The 17,102-nt window shown below is 42.8% G+C and carries 10 protein-coding genes and 1 pseudogene; all 11 read left to right on the forward strand.

The window, feature by feature from the left end; all coding sequences use genetic code 11:
* The 11 genes and pseudogenes from Bovatus_RS15245 to Bovatus_RS15290 all read left to right on the forward strand — a co-directional run bounded on the left by Bovatus_RS15245 (position 1) and on the right by Bovatus_RS15290 (position 17,082).
* Positions 1-897, forward strand: coding sequence for a zinc-binding metallopeptidase (locus Bovatus_RS15245; protein ID WP_004298547.1), 897 nt, complete (start codon positions 1-3; stop codon positions 895-897).
* Between the two features lie 12 nt (positions 898-909).
* Entirely contained in the window at positions 910-2,226 is a 1,317-nt protein-coding gene (locus tag Bovatus_RS15250) for a DUF4302 domain-containing protein (RefSeq protein WP_052587941.1), read from the forward strand.
* A gap of 7 nt (positions 2,227-2,233) precedes the next feature.
* The gene (locus tag Bovatus_RS15255) at positions 2,234-3,274 is read left to right on the forward strand and encodes a BACON domain-containing protein (RefSeq protein WP_004298549.1); all 1,041 of its coding nucleotides are present in this window, start codon (positions 2,234-2,236) and stop codon (positions 3,272-3,274) included.
* Between the two features lie 3 nt (positions 3,275-3,277).
* The gene (locus tag Bovatus_RS15260) at positions 3,278-4,411 is read left to right on the forward strand and encodes a fibrobacter succinogenes major paralogous domain-containing protein (RefSeq protein WP_004298550.1); all 1,134 of its coding nucleotides are present in this window, start codon (positions 3,278-3,280) and stop codon (positions 4,409-4,411) included.
* 36 nt (positions 4,412-4,447) lie between these two features.
* Positions 4,448-5,575 carry an FISUMP domain-containing protein gene (locus tag Bovatus_RS15265; RefSeq protein WP_004298551.1) on the forward strand — a complete coding sequence of 376 codons (1,128 nt, stop codon included), beginning with the start codon at positions 4,448-4,450 and terminating at the stop codon, positions 5,573-5,575.
* Positions 5,576-5,792: 217 nt separating this feature from the next.
* Complete coding sequence (rnr, locus tag Bovatus_RS15270) at positions 5,793-7,949, forward strand: ribonuclease R (RefSeq protein WP_004298552.1); 2,157 nt, start codon at positions 5,793-5,795, stop codon at positions 7,947-7,949.
* Between the two features lie 84 nt (positions 7,950-8,033).
* Complete coding sequence (locus Bovatus_RS15275; RefSeq protein WP_004298553.1) at positions 8,034-8,513, forward strand: pyridoxamine 5'-phosphate oxidase family protein; 480 nt, start codon at positions 8,034-8,036, stop codon at positions 8,511-8,513.
* A 263-nt stretch (positions 8,514-8,776) separates the two neighbouring features.
* Entirely contained in the window at positions 8,777-11,179 is a 2,403-nt protein-coding gene (locus Bovatus_RS15280; RefSeq protein WP_004298554.1) for a glycoside hydrolase family 3 N-terminal domain-containing protein, read from the forward strand.
* 266 nt (positions 11,180-11,445) lie between these two features.
* A pseudogene (locus Bovatus_RS25700) lies at positions 11,446-11,580 on the forward strand (helix-turn-helix transcriptional regulator); the annotation flags it as partial.
* Positions 11,581-11,676: 96 nt separating this feature from the next.
* A complete protein-coding gene (locus Bovatus_RS15285) occupies positions 11,677-15,648 on the forward strand; it encodes a hybrid sensor histidine kinase/response regulator transcription factor (protein ID WP_004298556.1) in 3,972 nt (1,323 codons plus the stop codon).
* A gap of 618 nt (positions 15,649-16,266) precedes the next feature.
* Positions 16,267-17,082 carry a glycoside hydrolase family 16 protein gene (locus Bovatus_RS15290; protein ID WP_004298557.1) on the forward strand — a complete coding sequence of 272 codons (816 nt, stop codon included), beginning with the start codon at positions 16,267-16,269 and terminating at the stop codon, positions 17,080-17,082.
* Positions 17,083-17,102 lie beyond the last annotated feature (20 nt).

Raw genomic sequence — 17,102 nt, forward strand, 5'->3', positions numbered from 1 at the left:
ATGAAGAAATACATCATATATAGTTTAATCATAACACTAACCTGCGGACTGGGAGCTTGCAACAACGACGAGGGCGTGGACAAAGCAAACAGCATCTTCTCTACAGAAGAAGTAGAACGCAGCCCATTCGACAACTGGATATTGGGTAATTACACCCATCCGTACAACATTGCATTGAAATATCGCATGGAAGATAACGAGAGCGATATGACACATGTATTAGCTCCTGCCGACTATAAAAAATCCGTAGTACTGGCTAAAATTATCAAACATGTATGGCTGGAAGCATACGATGAAGCGACCGGTAATCCGGACTTCTTACGTCAATACATCCCCAAGACCATTCACTTTATCGGCTCTCCTGCCTATGAAGACAATGGCACCATGGTATTGGGAACGGCAGAAGGTGGTATGAAAATTACATTATACAATGTAAATGACATCAATCCTGATAAAATAGATATCAATCTGCTAAACGAATACTATTTCCAAACAATGCATCATGAGTTCGCCCACATCCTGCATCAAACCAAAAACTATGATCCGGCATTTGATCGTATCACAGAAAATGCCTATATCGGCAGCGACTGGTATATGGTGGGAGCTAACCGCAATGCATGGCAACAAGGATTTGTCACTTCCTACGCAATGAGTGAATCACGTGAAGATTTTGTTGAAAACATTGCGGTGTACGTCACAAATACAGAAGACTACTGGAATAATATGCTACAAAATGCCGGTGAAAGCGGTCGTGCACTTATCAAACAGAAATTCGAAATAGTCTATAGTTACATGGAACAAACCTGGGGAATCAATCTGGACGAATTACGCGACATCGTTCTACGCCGCCAAGATGATATAGCAAACGGCAATGTAGACTTAAGTATTATTGAATAAACTATGAAAATTATGAAGAAATATCTATCAATATACACACTTCTGGCATTGACTTGCATTGTATTACAATCTTGTCTTTTCTCTGAAGAAGAAATATTCGACGAATCATCCGCCAACAGAGCTACAGCCGATGTAATAAAATGTCAGGAGATTCTTAAAGATGTTCCGAACGGATGGAAACTGGAATATTACATAGGAAGCAACTATTCTGCAGGTGCAGTCACCCTACTAATGAAATTTGATGGAAAACAGGTAGAAATGGCGTCGGAAGCAGGAGCAGAAGGTTACAAGCCGGGTACCATAATAACCTCCCTGTATCAAGTTAAATCGGAACAAAGCACTATGCTCACTTTCGACTCATACAACCAGCTGATCCACATGTTTTCAGGTCCTTTAGGCCTGAACATGAACGTGGGAGGAGATTATGAGTTTATTATCATGAGCGCAACTCCCGACAAGGTTATTCTACAAGGAAAAAAATATAAAAATATAATGGAAATGACGCCTATGCCCAAAGATATACCATGGCGTATCCAGCTTGAGGATATCATTAACATCGAGAAAGATGCTTTTCTGAATACATATCGCATGGAGAAAGGGGGCCAAGTACTGAACTACTTTATACGTGACAATGGCACAATGTCTACATTCTCCGTTTACAGTACCGATTATAGCAGTGCAGAAAGTTTACCATATATTTATACAGAAAAAGGGCTGAAGTTACAGTCTCCATATAATGTCAACGGAGTTGAAGTCCAGCACTTCAAATGGGATAAAAAGTCCAGGCTATTTGTTTGTACCGATGCAGATGCAACGGATATTGTATTAAAAGAGTATTATCCCGAAAACTATCTGCAATATGAAGACTATATCGGTACCTACACTGCAACGGTTGACGATTACGATGAAGGTCCAACTTCACAATCTGTAACCATCACTCCTAAAGTCAGAGGAGAAAGTTATACTCTGAAAAGTATTGGCGGATTCAACTTCACTCTTCTGTATGACAAAGCCAGCGGAAAACTGATCTTAGATTCACAAAGTATAAGTCCGGTTTCTTCATCGTCTTACTACTTTGCGTGTGCGGCAGGTGTAGAAGGATATGCTCACACAGAATTAAGTTTGCCTTCACGTCTACGCAGCGGATTGGTAAATGTAACGGCAAATACCAACCCTTTCACTTTTTACTTTGCGGATAAAGCAAGCCAGGAAAATACATTATTGATAATCTGGGCTTATTCCTCTGATGAATATTCAACTTCAGGACTAATGGGTTACTGGAGCTGGTATAACTCAATCTTAATGGAAAAAGAAAACGAAGGTAATTAATACAATTATGAGAAAGTTTTTTAATATATTCTTATTTGTACTTTGCACCATAGCAATAGCGGGATGCAATGATACGGAAAGCAGCGAATCCAGGTTAGAGATCAAAGCTGTAAATACTAATTTCCAAGCGACTGGAGGAAAAGGCTACATACAACTTCAGGCAACAGGCAATATAACAGCAGATGTTAATGCCGACTGGTGTGTGCTGAAAGAAGTAAACCCCAATGAAGTAGTATTCGAAGTAAAAGAAAACACCGGATACTCTGGTAGAAATGCTTTATTGACAATCAGTAACGGAGTAGAAAAAAAGGCGTTCAATATCAATCAATCCGGAGCTGTTTTCATCTTCGGTAAAGACGAGTGGATGCTCCGCACCGACAATAAAGCAGCTACGCTACCTATAAAATTACAAAGTTCTTTCGATTATACAATAGACATACCCGCAGAAGCTCAAGAATGGTTGTCATTTGAACAGAATGCGAAGGGAATAAATTTCAAGGTAAAAGAAAATACCTCCGGAAAAATGAGAGGAGCTATTGTCAATGTGGCAGCAAAAGACAGATCGGCTTCTTATCAGGTAATACAATATGATGTTGACGAACTTACCGGAACATGGCAAGGCATGTTTTCAGACGGGCAAATGAATTACGGCTTGAAAGATGTCATCATTGAAAAACAGGAAGACGGAACATACCTGCTTTCAAACATTCTAACCGGATTGCCTTACAAACTGAAAGCAAAAGCCATAGACAATTGCCTGGCTTTTGGGGCCGGTCAAAACCTAGGAGTCTTCGAGGACAATTTATATCTCTCATTCGAAATTCTTAGCTCTGACCTATATTATGTAAAAGATCCTTCTGTAACAATCTCATTAGGCCCCGTAATGTTAACAGACGGAACATTCGTTTTCGCTTTTTCCGGAATAAAAGAGAGTGATCCTTTCGGTTTTGTTTTCCGGGTATATGAAGATGCAAAACTACAGAAGGTTATAGACAATCTGTCCATTTTTATTAATTGTATTCTATTTAAAGAAGACATAATCCAATAACATATGAAAAAGATACTATTAACTAGCTTTATCGTGGCATTAGGATTACTTGGTGCAAGCTGTAAAGATGACAACAGCACCGCAGGCGGAGGAGGAGAAATACTTCCAGACCAACAGGTAAGCTGTGAGATATTTATGCCGACTAACGGAGAAACCGTTATAATATCAGACAAACTGATTATCAGAGGAGAAGGAACGACTAACTATGGTAAAATTATCTCCGCTGAACTTAAAGTAGGAGGAGAAGTTATTACCGACATAAGTTCGGTTCCATTCTATTATGAATATACTTTCCCCAAGGAAGCTGAACCAGGAGAGTTGAAAATTGAATTAGCAGTCAAAGGAGATCATGAAGGCAGTGCTTTGGCAACTATTACTGTCACAACAGAACTCGGTGACAGACCTGCACCACCTCAATATGGAGAAGACCTCACAGATACACGTGATGGAAATGTATACAAGACGATACAACTTGCAGAACAAATCTGGATGGCAGAGAATTTACGTTATTTACCGGAACAGAATTTTGATATATCTTCAACAGCGCCCAAATATTATGTTATGTTCGACAGTGATATCAAAACAGACTTGGGAAAAGCTTATTTAAAAGCTTATGGAGCCTACTATAACTTACCTGCAGCACTTCAAGGTGAAACAGCATTAGGAGAAGATGAAACACGGAATATAAAAGGTGTTTGTCCTGACGGATGGCATATTCCTTCACAAAAAGAATGGCAGACATTATCTAAATATGTTTTAGACTCCGGCATGGCCGCTATCATGAATGATGGTCAGGTAGACGAAACAGCAATAGCAAAAGCTTTAGCTTCAACAACAATGTGGATGCTGCCGGAATATACAGAAATAGAACCTCAACCAACTTGGGTTGGCGTAGAAATGGAAAAGAATAATGCAACCTTATTCAACGGTCTACCCATCGGATTCCGTGCATGTGCAGGTGACGAAGACTGGATGCATTCCTGCTACAGTGCCGGCTGGTGGAGTTCGACAGCTGGAGTACAAATGGGACCTGAATTCGGTATCACCGTACGTTTATGGTCAGACCTCCACACATTTGTAACCAATGCAGAATTCAATCCGGGAGTAGGTCTTCCTGTCCGTTGCATCAAAGATTAACGATTATATTATTACTCACTAAATATAAATATATTTATGAAAAAATTTGGATTCTTTTTATTCGCAGTCTTAGGACTAATTGCTTGTGGTGACGACAACAACGATCCTACTCCCGAGCAACACGTTACATGCTCCATATCTGCACCTGCTGAAGGAGCTACGGTAAACATTGCAGAAAAAATGACAATCAAAGGAGAAGCTACGATTGACTTTGGTGAAATCTCAAACGTCACATTAAAAGTAGGAGGCAAAGCTATATCAGAAGTTACCGCAGTGCCTTTTAGCTATGATTATACATTTGAAGCTAACCAAACCGAAGGAGCATTAAAAATTGAATTAACTGTCAAAGGTGATCAAGGAACAATGGCTACAAGCGAAGTTAACATCACTCTGACAAAGCCGGAACCCACTCCTGAACCAGGCGAAGGAGAAATGGTTGATTCACGTGACAACCATGTATACAAAACCGTAGAAATCGGTGAGCAGACATGGATGGCTGAAAATCTAGCTTATTTACCTAAAGTAAATAAACCTGCTGCTGCCGCTACTTGCGAAGGAGAACCTCTTTATTTCGTTTATGACTACGATGGTGAAGATGTAAATGCCGCAAAAAATACTGAAACATACAAAACATATGGAGTTCTATATAATTGGTATGCTGCAATGAATAAAGAAAATGAAGAAGGGAAGGACGCAGATGCTGTACCAAGTGGAGTACAAGGAATCTGTCCAAGTGGATGGCACCTACCTAGTAAAGCAGAGTGGAAAATATTAGAAAATTTTGTAGCTGAACAATTACCCCCTGTTGAAGGAGATGTATGGGAAGATGATTTTGGAGACAAACACTCTGATCCAAATTGCAAGAATGTTTGGTCAGCATTAGCAGGTCTTGAAGGATGGAGTGCTTCCGGAAACTCCGACATGAACCCTGACTTGGCAAATGGACCTCGTAATACTTACGGACTTACAATTATTCCTTCCGGGCAATGCTATCAAACAGGAAGCTTTGGCTGGTCAGAAAGTGGTGCTGACTTCTGGACCACAGAAATGCAAAGCCAAGGAGCAGGAAATATTACTTTTAGTAATAATAGCTATGGAATAACTTATTCTAAATATGGAATAACCCCCAAACGTGGTTTTCCTATACGCTGTATAAAAGACTAATTTAATAATATAAATCTCTCTTAAGTATACATAGAGGTGTGTCGGGATGACATGCCTCTTTTTCTGTTTATAAATAATCAAGCAATATTTCTCTATCGACTTAATACTTCACAGAAAAGCAAATCAAAAAATAAACAGACCTTGACAACAAACTAACCAAAAATTTGTTTACTTTGTATCCTATCAATGATTGAACTACTAATAAATTCCATATAATATGGCAAAAAAGAAAGAAAAGAAAGAGAAAAAGGCCGGCAAAAGAATGAGTAAGAAAGAGCTGGCAGCATTATTAATAGACTTTTTCCATGCCAAATCCAGCGAGACCTTGAGTATGAAATATATATTTTCGGAATTGCGTCTCACTACCCATCCGCAAAAAATGTTATGCGTCGATATATTACATGACCTTTTAGCTGACGATTATATTTCTGAAATAGAAAAAGGAAAATTCCGTCTCACCAATCATGGAACAGAGATGGTAGGCACTTTCCAACGGAAAAGCAATGGCAAGAATTCCTTTATTCCTGAAGGAGGAGGCGAGCCGATATTTGTGGCCGAACGCAATTCGGCACATGCCATGAACAATGACAAAGTAAAGATCACCTTCTATGCCAAACGGAAAAACAGAGAGGCAGAAGGAGAAGTGATAGAAATACTGGAGCGTGCAAACGATACTTTCGTCGGCACACTGGAAGTAGCTAAGTCATACGCATTTCTGGTGACAGAGAATCGTACATTAGCCAATGATATCTTCATCCCGAAAGATAAGCTGAAAGGCGGAAAGACCGGAGATAAAGCCATTGTGAAAGTAACCGAATGGCCGGACAAGGCAAAGAATCCTATCGGACAAGTAATAGATATATTAGGTCAGGCTGGCGACAATACCACAGAGATGCACGCAATTCTTGCGGAGTTCGGTCTGCCGTATGTATATCCGAAAGCAGTAGAGACAGCAGCGGATAAGATTCCTGCCGAAATTTCAGCAGAAGAGATTGCCAAACGCGAAGATTTCCGTAAAGTAACAACTTTCACCATCGACCCGAAAGACGCCAAAGATTTTGACGACGCACTTTCCATCCGCAAGCTAAAGGACGGATTGTGGGAAGTAGGTGTACACATTGCCGACGTGACACATTACGTAAAAGAAGGCAGCATCATCGACAAGGAAGCAGAAAAGCGGGCAACTTCCGTTTATCTGGTAGACCGTACCATCCCGATGCTTCCCGAACGGCTGTGTAACTTCATTTGTTCACTCCGCCCGAACGAAGAAAAACTAGCTTTCTCCGTTATCTTCGATATTACGGAAAAAGGAGAAGTCAGAGACTCACGTATCGTACATACAGTTATCAACTCCGACCGTCGCTTCACCTACGAAGAGGCACAACAAATCATAGAAACAAAAGAAGGAGACTTCAAAGAAGAAGTACTCACGTTAGATACGATTGCCAAAGCACTGCGCGAAAAACGCTTCTCTGCAGGAGCCATCAACTTCGACCGCTACGAAGTGAAGTTCGAAATTGACGAAAAAGGAAAACCAATCAGCGTTTACTTCAAAGAGTCAAAAGATGCCAATAAACTGGTGGAAGAATTCATGTTGCTCGCTAACAAGACCGTAGCAGAAAAGATAGGATGTGTGCCGAAGAACAAGAAAGCCAAAGTGCTTCCTTACCGTATCCACGACCTGCCCGATCCGGAGAAGTTGGAGAACTTGTCACAGTTCATCGCACGCTTCGGCTACAAAGTGCGTACAAGCGGAACGAAGACGGATATTTCAAAATCCATCAACCACTTGCTGGACGACATACACGGAAAGAAAGAAGAGAACCTGATAGAAACCGTATCCATCCGCGCCATGCAGAAAGCACGTTACTCAACCCATAACATCGGTCACTACGGACTAGCTTTCGAATATTACACTCACTTTACTTCTCCCATCCGCCGTTTCCCGGACATGATGGTACACCGTTTGGTGACGAAGTATATGGACGGAGGACGCAGCGTATCCGAAGCTAAGTACGAAGACCTCTGCGACCACAGCTCGAACATGGAACAAATTGCAGCCAATGCCGAGCGTGCTTCCATCAAATATAAACAGGTGGAATTTATGAGCGAACGTCTGGGGCAGATTTACGACGGTGTAATCTCCGGCGTAACCGAGTGGGGACTTTATGTAGAACTGAACGAAAACAAATGTGAAGGTCTGGTCCCTGTTCGTGATCTGGATGATGACTACTACGAATTCGACGAGAAGAACTATTGTCTTCGCGGACGCCGCAAAAACAAAATATACAGTTTGGGAGACGCTATTACTGTTCGGGTAGCTCGTGCCAATCTGGAAAAGAAACAATTGGATTTTGAATTAATAGAAAAGTAAATTCACCACAGAGTACGCTAAGAAATCAGGAAGTAAAAAGACTTCGTGTACTCCGTGTCCTCTGTGGTAAGCCAAACAGCCATTATGAAAACTGTCATTATTGAAGATAAACAACGAATCGAATCCATTATTCTCCATTGCGATGCCTGTTTTGTAGGCATTACTGATTTGGAAGGTAATCCCTACGTAGTTCCGATGAACTTCGGTTATGAGAATGGCATCATATATCTTCATTCGGGTCCTGAAGGCAGCAAGTTGGAGATGCTGGAACATAATAATAATGTATGCATCACTTTCAGCGTTGGACATAAACTTGTCTACCAACACGAAAAGGTAGCCTGCAGTTACAGTATGCGTTCGGAAAGCGCGATGTGTCGGGGGCAAGTAGAATTCATCGAAGAGATAGACGAGAAACGCCGTGCATTGGATATTATCATGCGTCATTACACAGATAGTGAGTTCAACTATTCCGATCCTGCGGTACGTAATGTCAAAGTATGGCAAGTACGTATCAATCAGATGACAGGAAAAGTTTTCGGTCTGCGGGCCAACGAAAAGCCATGAAGCGGTTTTCCGGCTTTCGACAATACTTGAGTAGAGTATTCAACAAGCATTGTAGAGTATTTCCAAACTTATTTCTCTAAACAAAAGTTTAGATCACTTTTACCCTCACACCCTCACCATTGTCTGTATCTCTTTATCCATCGGCATTACAGGTGTGAGGGTAAAGGTGATTATAAAGACTATTCTATCCTCTCATATCAAAATCTTTTTGTATACTTGCAACATAAATAAAATAGATAAGTACTCTTGCAAAAAAATAGATTATGAAGAAACTGCTATGTCTCGCCCTGTTAGTATCTGCCGGAAGTATCTACTCCGGAAGTATCTCGGCAAACAACAAACCTACTGATAACAAATCCGGCAACAACTCAAAGGACATATACAAAAAGACCTGGATCGACTTCAATAAAAACGGTATAAAGGATGTATACGAAGATCCCTCCGCTCCTATCGAAGCCCGCATCGCCGACCTGCTCTCGCAAATGACGCTGGAAGAGAAAACCTGTCAGATGGCCACTCTCTACGGTTCGGGACGGGTATTGAAAGATGCATGGCCTACCACCGGATGGTCAACGGAAATCTGGAAGGACGGTATCGGTAATATTGATGAGCAGGCGAACGGACTGGGTAAATTCGGTTCTGAAATCTCCTATCCGTATGCCAACAGCGTAAAGAACCGACACACCATTCAACGCTGGTTTGTGGAACAGACACGACTGGGTATTCCGGTGGACTTTACCAATGAAGGAATACGCGGATTATGTCACGACCGGGCTACCATGTTTCCCGCTCAATGCGGGCAAGGTGCCACGTGGAACAAAAAACTGATCGGGGAAATTGCGAAAGTCACTGCAGATGAGGCAAAAGCATTGGGATATACCAATATTTATTCTCCTATTCTGGATATAGCACAAGATCCTCGCTGGGGACGTGTGGTGGAAAGTTATGGGGAAGATCCTTATCTGGTGGGCGAATTGGGAAAACAGATGATTCTCGGTCTGCAAAATGAAGGTATCGTTGCTACTCCGAAACATTTTGCCGTTTACAGTATTCCGGTTGGTGGACGTGACGGAGGTACGCGTACGGATCCGCACGTGGCTCCGCGTGAGATGAAGACTCTTTATCTGGAACCTTTCCGCAAAGGTATTCAGGAAGCGGGTGCTCTAGGAGTGATGAGTTCGTATAATGATTATGATGGGGAGCCTGTTTCCGGAAGTTATCATTTCCTCACGGAAATTCTGCGTCAGCAATGGGGATTCAAAGGATATATAGTATCGGATAGTGAGGCGGTAGAGTTTCTGCACACCAAACATCGTATCACCCCGACTGAAGAAGAGATGGCAGCACAAGTGGTCAATGCAGGATTGAATATCCGTACCAACTTTACTCCGCCACAAGATTTCATTCTCCCGTTGCGCCGTGCTATCAACGAAGGCAAAGTTTCTTTGCACACGCTCGATCAACGTGTCGGTGAGATTCTCCGTGTCAAGTTTATGATGGGACTTTTTGATAATCCGTATCCCGGTGATGACCGTCGTCCGGAGACAGTGGTACACAACGACGCTCATAAAGCAGTATCTATGAAAGCCGCTTTAGAGTCCATCGTTCTTTTGAAGAATGAGAATCAGATGCTTCCGTTATCCAAGAACTTCAGCAAAATAGCTGTGATTGGTCCGAATGGGGAAGAAGTGAAGGAACTGACTTGCAGATATGGTCCCGCCAATGCGTCTATTAAGACTGTATATCAGGGAATCAAAGAATATCTGCCTAACTCGGAAGTTCGCTATGCTAAAGGCTGTGATATTATTGATAAGTATTTCCCGGAGAGCGAACTGTACAATGTTCCATTAGATACACAAGAGCAGGCGATGATTCAGGAAGCGGTAGAATTAGCAAAAGCTTCGGATATCGCTATTCTTGTACTGGGTGGAAATGAGAAAACGGTTCGGGAAGAGTTTTCACGTACCAATCTTGACCTCTGCGGACGGCAGCAACAATTATTGGAAGCGGTTTATGCAACAGGTAAACCTGTCATTCTAGTGATGGTGGACGGAAGGGCAGCAACCATCAACTGGGCAAACAAATACATTCCTGCCATCATTCATGCCTGGTTCCCCGGAGAATTTATGGGGGATGCCATCGCTAAAGTTCTTTTCGGAGACTATAATCCGGGAGGACGTCTGGCTGTCACTTTCCCGAAATCTGTGGGACAGATTCCTTTTGCTTTCCCATTCAAGCCGGGTTCTGACTCCAAAGGGAAAGTCCGTGTAGACGGTGTACTTTATCCTTTCGGATATGGTTTAAGCTATACAACCTTCGGATATTCAGACTTGAAAATATCTAAACCGGTGATCGGTCCGCAGGAAAATATCACTCTTTCATGTACTGTAAAGAATACAGGAAAGAAAGCAGGGGACGAAGTAGTCCAGCTTTATATCCGGGATGATTTCAGCAGCGTAACCACCTACGATAAAGTATTGCGTGGCTTTGAACGTATTCACTTGCAACCGGGAGAAGAACAAACGGTCAACTTTACCCTTACGCCTCAAGACTTGGGATTATGGGACAAGAATAATCAGTTTACAGTAGAGCCGGGAAGTTTCTCGGTTATGGTGGGAGCTTCTTCACAGGACATACGGCTGAAGGGGAGTTTTGAGGTCCAATAAATAAATCCAAGACAGTCACTAAAAGCAATGTGAGGCAGCCTCTTACTATTTAGGCCACCTCACATTCTTTTTATTTCTCTTTCGTCAACTAGGATAGAGTTATAAGTTATACTTAATAACACAAATAAAACTGGCATCTTTATAAGTTATGCTTAATAAAACTGCCATATCTGTTTTGTATATCAACTATAACTATAAAAAGATGAAACTTATCAATAGCCCTATTTATACAGAGCGTATTCGTCGGTTCACTGTAAAAGGGGAGGATGTCAACCAAAGATATTGCGCAGTTCACCAATCTTACTATTCGTGGAGTAGAAACAGCCCGTTACCGAATAAGAAAGAAACTTGCCATTCCCGGAAATATAAATCTTGTTGATTTCCTGATTGACTTTACATAGGAACATTTACTGAATATTCCTTCTAATTTCACACCCCTATTCTGTTGGGATTTTCTAAAGAAACTTTATCTTTGTAATGTCAACAATTAAAAGAATATGGTTCGTTTTAATCTTGTTATCACCTTACTACTAATGATAAGCATAGCTGTCAAAGCCGAACTGACCAACCGGATGTTCGATGTCAGGCATGTAGGCTATGCAGAAGGCCTTAGTAGCCAACGCGTTTTTTCGATTGTCGAGGATGGAGACGGTGCTATGTGGATTGCTACAAAAACCGGAATAGACAGATACAACGGTCATACGGTAAAGAACTATGATTTGCCGGGCAGTTTCTATTATGGTGATCTTGCCGGACGCAGGCTTTACTTATTGTACGACGCACAACAAGGACTGTTCGCCTACGACCACACCGGACGAATCTACCGATATTCCACCATCCTGGATCATTTTGAACAAGTCCTCCACCTGGGACAATTGATTCAGGAAGAAGTCATCTTGAACAAACTCTGTTTGGATAGTGACGGAACCTGGTGGATGGGGGCGGATAAAGGACTATACAAGCAAGAAGCGGACCATCGTATAGTTGCCGTGTTGAAAGGACAATATGTCAACGACATCGCATTTGCCGGCGAGTCGCTTTTTGTGGGCACTTCTAACGGAGTCTGGCAACTGTCACACGCCCTGCCGGATAAGAAACGCCAGCTGCTGGAGGGGTGGAATGTACAAACATTGTTCTGCGACAAACCGAAAAAAGAACTCTGGATAGGCACATTTGGCAGCGGTTTGTCTGTGATGAACCTCGACACTTCCAAAGTGCTTGCGCTGGAGGGACAAGGGAGCACGTTCCTTCATCCGATACGGGCAATTACAGACTATGATGTACATACCATACTCATAGGCGTGGACGGTGGCGGTGTGTATGCGATAGACAAGGACACCAAGAAAGCCCGTTTACTGATGAATACCAAAGATGACACAGATACTTACCTGCGCGGAAACGGCGTATATGCCGTAACCAGAGACGATCAGGGCAACATCTGGATAGGTAGTTATACGGGAGGTGTATCCGTGGCTATCCTGCTGAAACATCCCATTTCGATATTAGCACACGAAAAGGGAAATACCCATTCTCTCATCAGCAACAACGTGAATGATATCGAAGAAAACCCGGATGGCAACCAATGGTTCGCTACCGATGATGGAATCAGCATCCGAAACACCCTGTCAGGCACTTGGAAACACGTGCTGAAAGAAATCGTAACCATTTCTCTTTGCACATCCGGAAATGGGAACGTATGGGTAGGAACGTACGGAGACGGAGTGTATCTATTGGATAACAACGGACGCGTGTTACGCCATCTCACCAAGCAACAAGGGCAATTGACCACCAATTATATTTTCTCCGTCAGACAAGACATGGAGGGAGACTTATGGATAGGAGGTCTGGACGGATGCCTGATCATGTTTGAAAAAGAAAAAGGCAGCAGACAGTCTTTCGACGTGAATTGGGTACAGTCCATTGAACCTATCGACCGAAACCGGGTAGCGGTGGCTACCGTCAACGGTTTTTTCCTAGTGGACAAACATACAGGGAATATACAGCACTATGCCAATTCCCAGGAATTTCACAATCAGAATGTCAGTGCTTATATCATCTCTATGCTGTTCAATGACGACGGAACCGTGTGGCTGGGAACCGAAGGGGGAGGATTGAATCTATATGATATGAAAAACCGGACGGTAAAGACTTTCACCGTTCAAGAGGGATTGCCGTCCAACGATATATATAGTTTGCAGCGAGACGACAAGAAACGCTTGTGGGTCAGCACCGGAAAAGGAATTGCCTTGATAGACAGCCTGCGCGTGTCGAACCTCAACTATGCAGGCAATATAGACAAGGAATATAACAAATCCTCATTTGCCCGGTTGATGAACGGCGAGTTTGTGTATGGCAGCACGGATGGCGCTGTCTTTATCATGCCACTCGACATCTCAACCGTAGACTACTGGACGCTCCTGCGTTTCACGGGGCTGACGGTTGATTATCAAAACGTCCAGGAAGAAGAATCGTTGAGACCCGCCATCCATGATATGCTTGCCGACCGTGCGGTACGGCTCGGCTATAAATACAACTCGTTTACCGTTTCTTTTGAATCTATCAACTATCGTTTCCAGCGCGATATTGTCTATCAGCATATTTTAGAGGGGTATGACAATGACTGGAGCAAACCGTCTGCCGAGGGCAAGGCATCCTACACCAAGGTATCGCCGGGCACTTATCTTTTTAAAGTGCGCAGCCTGCGACGCAGCGACGGAAAGACTATCTCCGAAAGCACCTTAGAAGTGAAAGTGAGCCAGCCATGGTGGAACTCGTGGTGGGCTTGGACTATTTACCTATTTATAATAGGCTTCGTTTTCTATTTCATCCTGCGCTATAAGAGCAACCAGCTCCAAAAGAAATACGACGAAGACAAAATACGTTTCTTCATCGACACGGCGCACGACATTCGCACGCCGGTAACGCTTATCATGGCGCCACTGGAGGATTTGAACCGGGAACAGGATCTCTCGGACAAAGCCCGTTATTACCTGAATCTGGCCCATGAAAGTACCCAGAAACTCCATTCGCTCATCACACAGTTGCTCGAATTTGAAAAGGTAGACGCCCACAAGCCATCCTCTTCATCGGTTCCGCTTTGTCTGAATGAAGTTTTGCTGAAAGAAGTCTCCGTCTTCCGGTCTTTTTGCGAGAAGAAGCAGTTGACACTGAATCTGACCCAACCCGACGAATCCGTTTTCGTTTCGGCCGACAAACACCTGATAGAGATGTTACTCGACAATCTTCTTTCCAATGCCTGCAAATACACCATGCCCCAGGGAGAAATCAGTCTGGATTTGAAAGCCACGAAACGCAAAGCCATCCTTTCGTTGAAAGATAACGGAATAGGCATACCGAAGAAAGCGAAAAAGCATATCTTCTCCGATATTTACAGAGCCGAAAATGCCCGGCAGTCACAGGAAGAAGGAACCGGATTCGGACTGTTGCAGGTGCAACGCATTGTAAAGATGCTGCATGGAAAAATCACTTTCTGTTCCGAGGAGGGCAAGGGAACTACTTTCATCGTAACATTGCCGCGAACCACCACCGTAGCCGAACCCGTGTCGCACGAATCATCCCTCGAACACCTTGCCGGCACATCGGATAATAACAGCCCCGAAACGGATAAAATGAAAGATCCGGACGACCGGAATACATTGCTCATTGTAGAAGACCACGAAACTCTCCGTCACTACCTCCGCCAGACCTTTGAACACCTCTATCGGGTGATTGATGTTGCCGACGGACACGAAGCTATCGCCTGTCTCGCCAATGAATATCCGGACATCATCCTCTCCGACGTCATGATGCCCGGCATACGGGGTGACGAGCTTTGCAGAATGGTCAAGGAAAATCCTGACACATCAGGTATTCCCGTCGTTCTGCTGACGGCAAAGGCTAACCACGAAGCAATAGTGGAAGGATTGAAGAAAGGCGCGGATGATTATATCCCCAAACCATTTAGTACAGAGATACTGAAATTGAAAGTACAAGGATTGATTGACAATCGAAACAGGCAACGGCAGTTTTTCATGCGGCAAGCCATCGCTCAAGTAGAGGCGGGCGGCAAACGTGACGACAATGAAAGCAATGAAAACAATGAAAGTATCGACAACAAAAACGTAACGACAGCAAGCGAAACAATGGCCGAGGGCGACCGCCGGTTTATCATGCAAGCTACCCGGTTTGTTCTTGAACATTTGGATGAACCCGATTTCAACATCAATCTCTTATGCCATGAAATGGCAATGAGCCGAACACTATTCTACAGTCGCCTTAAATCACTGACGGGAAAAGGGCCGCAAGAGTTTATTCGTATCATCCGGCTACAAAAAGCTGCCGAACTGCTGAAAGAAGGTAAAAGCGTAACCGATGTCGCCACCGAAACCGGATTTGTCAACACGAAGTATTTCAGTTCATTGTTCAAGAAACAATTCGGGATGCAACCGAGTAAATATAGTGGTAAATAGACAAGTATTAAAGGTATAGAAATGAGCTAAACGATCATTTGTTTTTAGACATAAGAACAAAAGAACATAAATGCTGCGCTTTGAAAATTATTTCTGTTGCTTATTGAACGGCTATTTTATTTTTTGTTCTTATGTTCTTATGTCTGAATTAAATTCCTAACTAAAAACCGCATGGTTTGGAATCAATTGCCACTAATGATTTTATTAGTTATTTTTAAGCAATCGTTTACCTATTGATAGTTATTTCATTGCCTAAGGAGTTTTCGTTTGACTATAGTCAAGCGATAGTTCAACATATGTCAAGCGTTCGTTCAACAACTGTCAAACGAAAACTCCTTAGGCAATTGAAAAAATAATATAAGCAAGAGAAAGAAATAAAAACTGCATATTGACGAGTTATTGTCAGCAATAGTATCTTGGGATCATTCCGTACAGCAACAATCTTCGAAAAAGAATGGGTAAGATAACGTCCGTTCGATAAAAATCAGCAGATTTGTCAGCAATCAAACCTAATATGTCAGCAATCTGACCATCGTTTCAGCCGGATATTAGCATCTTTGCACCAAGCTTTACAAGTATAAAGCACATATTACGTTTAACCTTTAAAATGCTAAAACGATGAAAAAAGTAGCACTATTCCTATTTTTATCCGTTTGCTTCGCGCAACAATCCTGTTCGTCGGATTCTGTTGGAACGGAACCGGAAGAAAATCCACAAGACATTCTTTTTAAAGACGATTTCAACTTTTTCGACGAAAAAGTATGGACGAAAGAAACTCATGAACCCGGTTGGACCAACCAAGAGCTACAGGCATACGATGCCGCTCATGTATCGGTAGGAAAAGACGGGGATAAATCGGTTCTGATTCTTACCGCCGAACGCAAAGGGAATAAAATCTATTCAGGCAGGATCAATTCAAAAGGAAAAAAGAGTTTCAAGTATCGCAAGATAGAAGCAAGCATCAAGCTTCCCAAGACTAACGGCGGACTATGGCCTGCTTTCTGGATGATGGGAGACAACGACAAACAGTGGCCGGCATGCGGGGAGATTGATATTATGGAAATGGGAGAACAGAGCGGAATGGCTGCGGGCGATTCGGAAAAACAAGTGAACACCGCCATTCACTATGGCCCCAGCGCAGCGGCTCACGAACAGCAATACTACAAAGCCAATGTTGCCAACAGCCTACAAGACGGCAATTATCACACCTACTCCCTGGATTGGGATGAAAACAACCTGACAATATCCATTGACAACGTCAAGTTTCATACGTTCGACATTAGCTCGAACACATACTTTCATGACAACTTCTACATCCTGTTCAACCTCGCCGTGGGAGGTGCGTTTACAGGAATTACCGATATTAATAAACTGACGGGCCTGAAAGACGGTCAGAAAGTGAATATGTACATCGACTGGGTGAAAATATTATAGGAATCTTAAATATACATGCT

It is taken from the genome of Bacteroides ovatus (assembly GCF_001314995.1).
GTDB classification, from domain to species: Bacteria; Bacteroidota; Bacteroidia; order Bacteroidales; family Bacteroidaceae; genus Bacteroides; species Bacteroides ovatus.